6 protein-coding genes are annotated in these 10,340 nt (G+C 39.1%); all 6 read left to right on the forward strand.

Translation table 11 applies throughout. From position 1 onward, the window contains the following. The first annotated feature begins 138 nt into the window (after positions 1-138). The gene (locus CHB66_RS10140) at positions 139-723 is read left to right on the forward strand and encodes a thymidine kinase (RefSeq protein ID WP_089240509.1); all 585 of its coding nucleotides are present in this window, start codon (positions 139-141) and stop codon (positions 721-723) included. A gap of 68 nt (positions 724-791) precedes the next feature. Further along, on the forward strand, positions 792-2,960 hold the full coding sequence (gene porZ / locus CHB66_RS10145; RefSeq protein WP_089240511.1) for a type IX secretion system anionic LPS delivery protein PorZ: 2,169 nt from the start codon (positions 792-794) through the stop codon (positions 2,958-2,960). Next, positions 2,960-3,649, forward strand: coding sequence for a DNA repair protein RecO (recO, locus tag CHB66_RS10150; RefSeq protein WP_089240513.1), 690 nt, complete (start codon positions 2,960-2,962; stop codon positions 3,647-3,649). The genes porZ and recO overlap by 1 nt, the downstream gene beginning before the upstream one ends. A gap of 189 nt (positions 3,650-3,838) precedes the next feature. Then, positions 3,839-5,629: a transcription termination factor Rho gene (rho, locus tag CHB66_RS10155; protein WP_089240515.1), complete on the forward strand. Its 1,791-nt coding sequence runs from the start codon at positions 3,839-3,841 to the stop codon at positions 5,627-5,629. A 440-nt stretch (positions 5,630-6,069) separates the two neighbouring features. Further along, complete coding sequence (locus CHB66_RS10160) at positions 6,070-8,805, forward strand: T9SS type A sorting domain-containing protein (RefSeq protein WP_170932466.1); 2,736 nt, start codon at positions 6,070-6,072, stop codon at positions 8,803-8,805. Between the two features lie 362 nt (positions 8,806-9,167). Then, positions 9,168-10,340, forward strand: a 1,173-nt coding sequence (locus CHB66_RS10165; RefSeq protein ID WP_089240519.1) for a hypothetical protein, incomplete at its 3' end; no start/stop codon positions are given.

A 10,340-nucleotide genomic window follows, 5' to 3' on the forward strand; every position in this document is an offset into this window, starting at 1 on the left:
ATGGTGCTTGTTCCTTCATCCCTCCTCCTTCATTCTTTCATGATGGGTAAATAGAAGTTCACATCTTGTCTCTTGTTTCTTACCTCATGATTCATAAATCTTTACTCCACCCACCTTAGCTCAAAAAAGAATTCAAGTATGTTTATAGAGCCTTTTATAGGATCCAATAATAAAAAAGAAAGAAAAGGACACATCGAGGTAGTCTGTGGATCCATGTTTTCGGGAAAAACTGAAGAGTTGATCAGAAGGCTGAATCGTGCTTTGATTGCCAAGCAGAAAGTTGAGATTTTCAAGCCAGCCATCGACAAAAGGTATCATGAATTTGATGTAGTTTCTCACAATGAAAATGCCATTCGATCTACCCCTGTTCAATTTGCGGAAGATATCATCTTATTGGCTGGAGATTGTGATGTGGTTGGGATTGATGAAGTTCAGTTTTTTGATAATCGGATCGTAGAAGTAGCAAATATCTTAGCCAATTCGGGCAAAAGAGTGATTTTAGCCGGACTAGATATGGATTTTGAAGGAAAAGCTTTCGATCCCATGCCACAGCTACTATCTATTGCAGAGTATGTCACCAAAGTGCATGCAATCTGTATGAAATGCGGGGATTTAGCCTCTTACTCCTTCCGACTATCTGATGCAAAAGAAAAAGTAGTCTTGGGCGAAAAAGAAAGCTATGAAGCCCGCTGTAGAAAATGTTTCTACGAGGATAAAAAGTAATTTTGAAAATGAAAAATCAGACTCAGTCCTCATTTAGATCGTGTGTTTCTTTGAAATGGAAACTAATCATGGGGCTAACTCTGTATTTCTTTATCAGTTATTCTAATCCCTTTATTTTTGCCCAATCCATTATCCCTGTTGGTTCTTGGCGAGCGCATATCAGTTATCTAGATCCCGCTATACTCACAGGCAACGAGCAGACAATTTTTCATGTAGGAAATGAAAGTCTATTCTACTTGTCTACCACATCTGAAGAAGTATTCCCAGTCTCTAAATTAGACGGACTTTATGCACAGCAATTTACTAATGCTGCATTTGATGAAGATGAAAAAAAACTAATCATCACCTATTCGGATGGCAGCATAGATTTGCTTGGTGAGCATAACATTCGCAACATCGCTACCCTAAGAAACAACACACAGATCCGCGAGAAAGGAATCAACCGCATCAAAAAACTAAGCGCCAATACATTTCTTGCAGCGGACTTTGGCGTGGCCATCATCAATAGTAGTAACAATCAATTCGTAGATGCCTTCATCAATATCGGGCCAAATGCGACTACACTTCCGGTACTTGACATCACCGAAGACTCAGAAAAATACTACTTGGCGACGACCATTGGGGTGTTGGTCGGCAACAAATCTCAGAACTTGAGAGATTTCCGAAGTTGGAATCTATTGGATTCCAATAATCGAACCAGATACAGGCAAATCGAATTCTATGAAAACACCCTATTTGCATTGAGTGAGGAAGGAGAAATATTCATTTTTGAGAATGGAAATGCATTTGCACTCATAGGAATAAGCAATGCAAGAAATCTAAAACACTTCTCCAACGCCTTGTTTTTTCAATCAGGTCAATCGATTTATCAGTTGCAAGCCAATGGCTCTTTTGGCATCTATTTGACTTGGAAACAATCTTTTGACGATTTTCACATCACTTCAGGGGACACTTATCTCAGTATTGCTGGAAGGGGGATAATAAGAAACTCTGATGGAAGCAACTATTCGCCCAATGGACCTCAAACCAAGGTCCAAGCTTTTGCATTTGACCCTAGCGGGAGCTTTGCTTTTCCCTTTTTAAGACAAAGTAATGGTCAACTAAATATGTCTTTTGGAAGCAGGGGAAGTATACTGCGCTCTGGCTCTTGGGATGCAATAGACCATCTTGAAAATATCATCGCCATTCAATCCATAGGAGCCAAAACTTTTTTCGCAAGCATAAATCAGGGATTATGGGCTTTTGAAAACAATGAATTTCGACAAATAATCCTAAATGGTGTAAATCCAAATACACGTATTAGAACCATCCAAGCTGATGCTATGGGGCAACTTTGGGTTGGTTTAGAAGACAATCAAGGACGCTTGATCAAGATCCGACCTGATGATTCTCAATCTAGCATTCAAGTAACTGGGCTTTCCTTTCCACAAAAAATAGAGGTTGACAACCGAGGTAACCTTTGGATCTTGCAATCCAACAACCTTGGCAATACCTCCATTAGGGTGTTCAATGAAGATTCAAAACTCAACAGGTCACTCAGCACAAGCCCTAATCAAGGAGGCTTACCCAACACAAGCATCAGAGATATCAAGCTAGATGGAGAAAATAGACTTTGGATAGGCTTGAGTAATGGAATCGTTTTTGTACCAAATGTAGCTTCGATTCAGAATTCCACTGCCATCAATGTAGTTCAGCCACTTTTTCAAAATCAACCCTTACTTTCTGGAGAAACGGTGAATGCAATTGCCATTTCTCCTGATCAAAATCTATGGCTAGGAACAAACTCCAATGGATTGTTCCAATTTGCACCAGAAGCAACAACGACAATCGCCCATTTCACAAGGGCTAATAGCCCCCTATTCACCAATCAGATCAACAACCTTCAATTCAACAACTTTACGGGAGAGTTATTGATCACTACTCCTGCTGGAGGCCAAAGTTACAGGTCAGGAAGTATAGCGGCCAGTGATCAATTGAATAATATCAAAATCTACCCGAACCCCATCAGGCCTGATTTCAATGGACTAATGACCATAGAAGGATTGACTAATTTTACAGAAATTAAAATTAGCAATGCGGCGGGTAGAGTGATTTTTTCCAGTCAAGTGCGAGGTGGTAGCTATATATGGAATGTGAGAGATCTATCGGGAAAAAGACCTATCCCTGGGGTATATATGGTCTTCGTGATAGATGAAATCGGTAGAGAAAGAATTGCTAGTAAATTTGTGATCCTCTGATGTTAAAAAAGTCCCAAGGTATAGTCCTGTCCTACATCCGATACCAGGAAACTTCCATCATTGTCCGGATATTCACTAGAGAACTGGGACTAAAATCATACATTGTCAATGGCGTTAGAGTAGCCAAGGGTAAGAACAAAATGGCACTTTACCAACCTTTGACCATCCTTGATCTTGTAGTCTATGACAAAGAATCACTTAGTCTCAATAGGATTTCGGAAGCAAAACTTCAATATCCTTATCAGCAAATCCCTTTTGATTATATCAGGTCAGGCATTGCGATGTTTGTAGCAGAAGCCATCAGTAAATCCATTTACGAGGGTTATCAAAACGAGCAGCTTTATGACTTCCTGGAGCAATCTCTGAAGCATTTGGATGGTGAATCTGTCAAGTTGGCTTTATTTCCCATAGTATTCCTTTTAGAGATGTCCAATTACTTAGGTTTTGCTCCAAGTGATTCTAAGTCATTTTTTGAAGAAATCCTTCAAGAAATGAAAGTACCAGAATTGATCCAACAAGAATTACAAGCGCTAGATCATCTCATTGCGGAATCCTTTGACTGTAAAGTGACCATAACTAGCAAGACTAGGAAAGCGCTTTTAGACCATCTCTTGATTTTCTATTCCCAACATTTAGAAGACCATGGGGCTTGGAAATCAGTAAAAGTGCTGAGACAATTGCTATTATGATAAAGTCCTTTGGACAAAAACTTGCGTATTAAGAATGGAAGATGTAATATTGTGGTGTCACAGTATTTCAAAATCCTCTCCCCGTGGGTTTTATACTATCCTGAATATATTTTTAATTCAGTTCAGTAATACTCAATACATTTAATCAATTACACATCTTAGTAAAATTATCAATTTCATAAGCTTTTTATGTATAACATAGAAGAATTAAGAATCAGGCTTCTTTCTGAATTGAAAGAAATCGCAGAGGAGTTGGGAGTGAAGAATTTCAAAACTCTGAAAAAAGACGATCTAATCTATGCGATCCTAGATCAACAGGCTATCACCCCAGAAAAAGCCCTCCCAAAAAAGAAACCTTCCGTAACAGAAGGAGATCAGGCTCAACCTGACACAAAATCACCCTCCCCTGTTGCAGAGACCCCAAAAGAAGATGACTCCAAACCTAAATTCAGAAGACAAAATGTCACTGAAATAGCTAAAGAGGAACAGGACAAGCAAAAAGATGAATCTAATGCTGAGGTCAAAGAAAAGCCTCGACGAGAACCAGTAGCTAGGGAAGAAAGACCAAAAAGAGAAGCCCCAGCTAGAGAATCAAAACCTCAAGAAAAGTCAATAGAAGATTCTAATAGACCATCAAAACCTTCTACCCCAAGTCCAGCTACTGAGGATGATAAACCAAAATTCATCCGGCCTAGAAGAAAAGTCATCGAAGAAATCGAGACAGAAAAACCCAAAGCTGCTACAACCCCTGAGCAGGAAGTAGAACTTCCAAAGCGGAAAAACATCAGAGATATTGATGAAGTACATATCCCCACCGCCGAAGTTGTACCAAACAAGAGAAAAACTTATGTAAGTCCTAAAGAATTCGAAGGCATTATCGAGAATGAAGGTGTGCTTGAGATTATGACAGAAGGCTATGGCTTTTTGAGATCTTTAGATTACAATTATTTGGCATCACCAGATGATATTTACGTATCCCCTTCACAAATCAAACTTTTCGGTCTAAAGACCGGTGATCATATCAAAGGTACTATTAGACCTCCTAAAGAGGGGGAGAAGTATTTTGCCTTATTGAAAGTTATTACGGTAAACGGCAAGACTTCTGAAGAAATCAGAGATAGAATTCCTTTCGAGTATTTGACTCCCCTTTTCCCCGAAGAAAGATTAAATCTAACAACAAGATCTGATAACTATTCTACCAGAATTCTAGATTTATTTGCTCCTATTGGAAAAGGTCAAAGAGGGATGATTGTAGCACAACCTAAGACAGGTAAGACTGTTCTTCTTCAACAAATAGCCAATGCAATATCTGAAAATCATCCTGAGGTTCATTTGATGATCTTGTTGATCGACGAGAGACCAGAGGAGGTTACAGATATGGCTAGATCTGTAAAGGCAGAGGTGATATCATCAACCTTTGACGAGCAAGCCGAGCGCCATGTGAAGGTAGCTTCTATTGTATTGGAAAAAGCGAAAAGAATGGTAGAATGCGGTCATGATGTCGTGATCCTCTTAGACTCTATCACCCGATTGGCCAGAGCATACAATACAGTAGTACCTTCCTCTGGTAAAATCCTTTCTGGTGGTGTGGATGCAAATGCCCTACACAAGCCAAAAAGATTCTTCGGTGCTGCAAGAAATGTAGAGAATGGCGGTTCATTGACCATTATCGCAACGGCCTTGGTTGAAACAGGTTCTAAAATGGATGAAGTGATCTTTGAGGAATTCAAAGGGACTGGTAACATGGAGCTTGCCCTTGACAGAAAGCTTTCCAATAGAAGAATATATCCTGCGATCGATGTGCCTAGCTCTGGTACAAGAAGAGAGGATCTATTGATGGACAAAGAGGAAATGCAGCGTGTGTGGATCTTGCGTAAGCTAATGTCAGATATGAATTCTCAAGAAGCAATGGAGTTCTTGCTACAAAGAATGCGCGGAACAAGAGACAATGTAGAATTCTTGATCAGCATGAATGGCTAATCCAATCTATGTATAAAACTGAATTTCTAGCCCCTATCATTCGCTTGATAGGGGTTAATTTTTTCTTATAAAAAGTCAATTTAATTTTCTGCATATTTAGTTATTTGAATTCAGCTAATAAAATGGATTTTGAATACTGTATTTCGCTTTGTAAACTAATCTATTGTTTTATATTTTACCGCGTAGGATATTTGTTTTCAGAAAGTTACGGACAAGTCTTTAACCTTACTAAAAAGGAAAAAGAGTTAGTCCCGTAGGCCCAAACTCAGGGTAAAATGAAGACTTACAACGTTTATATCTTTTCAAATAATTGCACTAAGGGATTTTATTCTTTAGCGAAACTCATATTAGCAATATTTTTCATAATATCTCTTGCTACAATTCAAAAATTAACCGCCGAAGGTTCAGGAGATTGGGGTACAGCCCCCAATCGTCAAAGTATGCTATGGGTGCCAGCAAGTTCGGGGGTTTCTGGTTATGGCACAAGAGGATGTATGATGATACCTTCTGGTGTAGCTGGATATAATCCAGGGCATAGATTATATGTGTATGTAAAACAAGGAGAAACTGTTTTTTGGGGATTCAGAAGAGCAGGGTCTACAGGGAATATCAGAGTTCGTTGGTATTATGATGCTAATTCAACAGGTTTTTTTCCTGAAGGAATATCTGGTAGTGCAAGAACCCAAATATCTTCAGTTGACTATGATGCAAGTTCAAGCGGTGGGGCAAATGGCAGACCAGCAGATGCTATTGCAGCGCACATTGGACCTTCACAAGTAACTGGTACAGGATATACAGGAAGGAGCTTTACGAATAATACTGGAGCTGATCGCGCATTTTGGGTTGAAATAAGTAATCCAGATACAAATAGCACAATAGTAAGCTCAGGTTTTAATATCAATTTTTGGGATATTACAGTAGCCTCAGGTAGTGCAGGCAGCTACATCGAGCAGAAAGGAAGAGTGTATTCTCGATATTGGAGCGTTTCCAACTCAAGAGCAGATATCTCAATCAACAATTTAACAATTCTCAACAAAGGTCAGGCTGATGCCTATTCCTTTCATGACGATTTTGGTTTTTTTGTTCCCATTGACAACACCTACACAACAGCTACGGACGATTACTTTGTCAAACATATTAGATTTCCCGGATCTTCAGGAGGTTGGACAAACTTCTTTGCCAATCAAGATGGGCCTAGAAATACATTGAGCTACGAAGAAAATAGAAAATCCATCACCACAACTTCTACAAATAACTATCAGTATCCCCTTTTCATCAATGACCCTGACCCTAGTATCTGGAAGACCACAACGCCACCATCAGCTACCCTAGATATCGTGTACAGTGAAAAAGCGCCTCCTGCCACTGGTGGAGAAGCTAATGTCAACATCAATATCAGTCTTCCAGCCATTGTAGATATCCTCATCGATATTAATGGAAATGGTGAGTATGATGCAGATACGGATGTGATCCTTTCAGAAATCTATGAAAGCCCAGGTAATTACACCATTTACTGGAATGGGGAAGATGCCAATGGTGTAGAGTTACCCAGTGGTGGGGAGGTCAATTTTGTTGCCTCAGTGGCATTTTTCCCGGTTCATTTCCCTATTTACGACTTAGAGCAATGTTTGGGAATTCATGTGGACAATGTTCGCCCAGGTGACCCGGGGAAAGATTTTATCTTTTGGGATGATTCCTTGATTCCCCGAACTGGACTGACACCAGCTGATAGTCCTCAATCTATAGAAGTGAATGTCACAGGTCAAGAAAGTCCAGAGCATATCTGGTGGGCCACGGGTGACAATGGATTTAGTAACAATAAAACAATCAATACTTGGACAGCTTCCTTCTACAGAGTAGTGCAGAGAACCAGTGGATTTACTTTCTTATCGATCTCTGGAAATGTTTTTGAAGACTTGAATGCATTACAAGACAATACCGTCAATGGTACTGGGGTAAATATCGCTAACCTATATGCTGTCTTGATCAATGATTTAAATAATGTAGTCAGTTTTGCGGTAGTTCAATCGGACGGTACTTACGTGATCAATGATGTGCCCAATGGCACCTTCAGTATTATCATCACGACTGAGTTACCTACACTCAACGAGATTGCTCCCTCCATTATTCTCCCAATGTATTATGAAAGTACTGGAGAATTTCTAGGGGCTGGAGAAGGGCATGATGGCACTCCAAATAGCATTTTACCCAATATAGTGGTCGATAATGCCTCTTTATCCAATGCCAATTTTGGGATACGCCCTATTGAATATGACTTGATAGCAGGAAAGTCAGTATCAGCACTCAAGCCTGAGGTTGGGGATCAGATTACCTTTATTATTACAGTGGAAAACAATGGATATAGCATTGCAAGAGAAGTGATTTTGGAGGAAAATATGCCTGTAGGATATTCGTATGTAAGCCATACAGCCTCTCAAGGAACTTATGACCCACTTGCTAGTCCTGCAATTTGGGACATAGGCACGCTGGGGAGTTGGGAAACGGCGACGTTAACCATTGAAGTAGAAGTTTTGGACGCCGTTGATTATTTCAATTTTGTAGAGACTTTCAGCAATACCCTAATTCCAGAAACCCGGAGTGATAACAACTATGCAAGTGCCACAACTGAACCAATTTCCGAACTCCCTGTAGATTGGCTGAGATTCCAAGGAAAACTCTTTCATGAATCCATTCAACTTTCTTGGGCTACAGCCAAAGAGAGGTATAGTGATCATTTTATGATACAGCGATCGCGCGATGTGAAAAGTTGGGAGAATCTCGGGACAGTTCTAGCACAAGGCTTTTCTGAACAAATCACAGATTACAAATGGACTGATCAGCATCCATTGATTGGATCAAATTTTTATCGATTGATTCAATTTGACATGGATGGTAGCCATAGCTATTCTAAAGTCATCAGAGCAGATTTCAACCCTAATTGGGAAATCAAAGTGTACCCAAATCCATTTATCGAACATATTTTCATAAGAGGAAAGGACATTGATAAATTTAGCTGGACAATGAGTGATTATACTGGTCGAATTATCCAAGGAAAATCAATCAACCAAACAGGTAATGAAATAAATATAGACACAACAAAGCTTCAGCCTGGTTTATATTTTATCAAACTTGAAAACAAATCTCAATCATACATTTACAAACTAAAGAAAAACTAATATGTATATCCGCTTTCGCACCAGTAACCATATTTTATTACGCACACACCTTAAATTCAGATGTTGTCGACTGTCGACCGTCGTCCGTTGACGATTATCCGCTTGATCCTTTCGTTTTATTGAATTACTGGTGTCATTGCGGATAATCATAAAAACTAAAATCAATATACTTTTTAATGCATATAAAGTACATTTTTTAGTAAATAAATAGCACAAAAAGTTTCTCACTTCGGAATATCTACATATCTTCGTACGCCTTAGTAATTATTGAAAAACAATCACCCTAGTTTCAATAGTTATACCATCACCGTATGATTAAAATTTTCAGCAAATTAAGCCTTGGTTTATCCCTAACCGTGGTTATGTTGTGTGTTTTTTTTGTGAACAATAGCATTGGACAGAGTTGTCCAACTTGTACACCTGATAGAAACATAAACTTAACTAATGGTGGAACTTTATCAGCTCCATCAAATGTAACTTACAGCACTCCAAATAATCAAATATTCAAATTTACGGGCACAGGATTTTACAGCTGGACAACAAACAATACAGTAACATTAAGAGGAATAGTTTTAGAATCTGGGGTTTACATGACTTTAGGAAGCAGAAACCAAGGAAATACAGAAGCCTTTAGCATTGTTGGTGTAAGCGCAACTAATAGAGGCTGTATTATTGTCAAAAGTGGAGCAACTTTAGATTTAGCATGGATCTCAACATTAAAATATGTTGATGTATGTGTCGAAGATGGAGGTAAAATTATTTTTGACTCTGATGATGACAGAGATAACAATGCTCGAAATACCTATACCTTTGATGGTGTCACAATCAATCTTCAAGGACCTGATGCTAAGTTAGAATTTGGAGATGCAAATATCAATATTGTGAGTGGTTTAGATATTGTAGGGTGGACAGGTGACTTGGTATGTCCTTCAGGTAATTCACCAAACCCCTCTTCAACTGGACAATCAGGTAATATTTCTTGGAACTCAGATACAGTAAATATCTGTGCAATTCTAAATTTTGGAGTACTTCCTGTAGAATACCTCTCATTCACCGTCAACCACATAGCAAGTGTCCGTAGCAACGAGATCAAATGGGTAACTGCTTCAGAGAAAAACAATTCACATTTCGTTTTAGAAAGGTCTGTCAATGATATCAAGTCTTGGACTGCGATCAGAGAAATAGCAGGAGCAATCAATTCTGAAATGCCGCAAGCCTATAGTTACACAGACGAGAAACTCCCTTTGGCGGGGGGAATGATCTATTACAGACTCAAACAAGTAGATCTAGAAGGCAAATCATACTACGGTGACGTGATCGCTGTAAGAGTAGCTGGAATCAATTCATCAGCCACGTGGAGAGTCTACCCAAACCCTAGTTCAGGAAATGACATTCATCTAGAATTAACCAATCAAGAAAAATACCAGGGGGAATCTATTGGGATCAGTCCTAAAAGTTGGGGAATTGGGTTCAATCGATTTTCTTTGTTAAAAAAAAGAATTGGAAGAAAAGGATTACCTCAGTTTGCTTTTGCC

This window comes from Belliella buryatensis (genome assembly GCF_900188245.1).
GTDB classification, from domain to species: Bacteria; Bacteroidota; Bacteroidia; order Cytophagales; family Cyclobacteriaceae; genus Belliella; species Belliella buryatensis.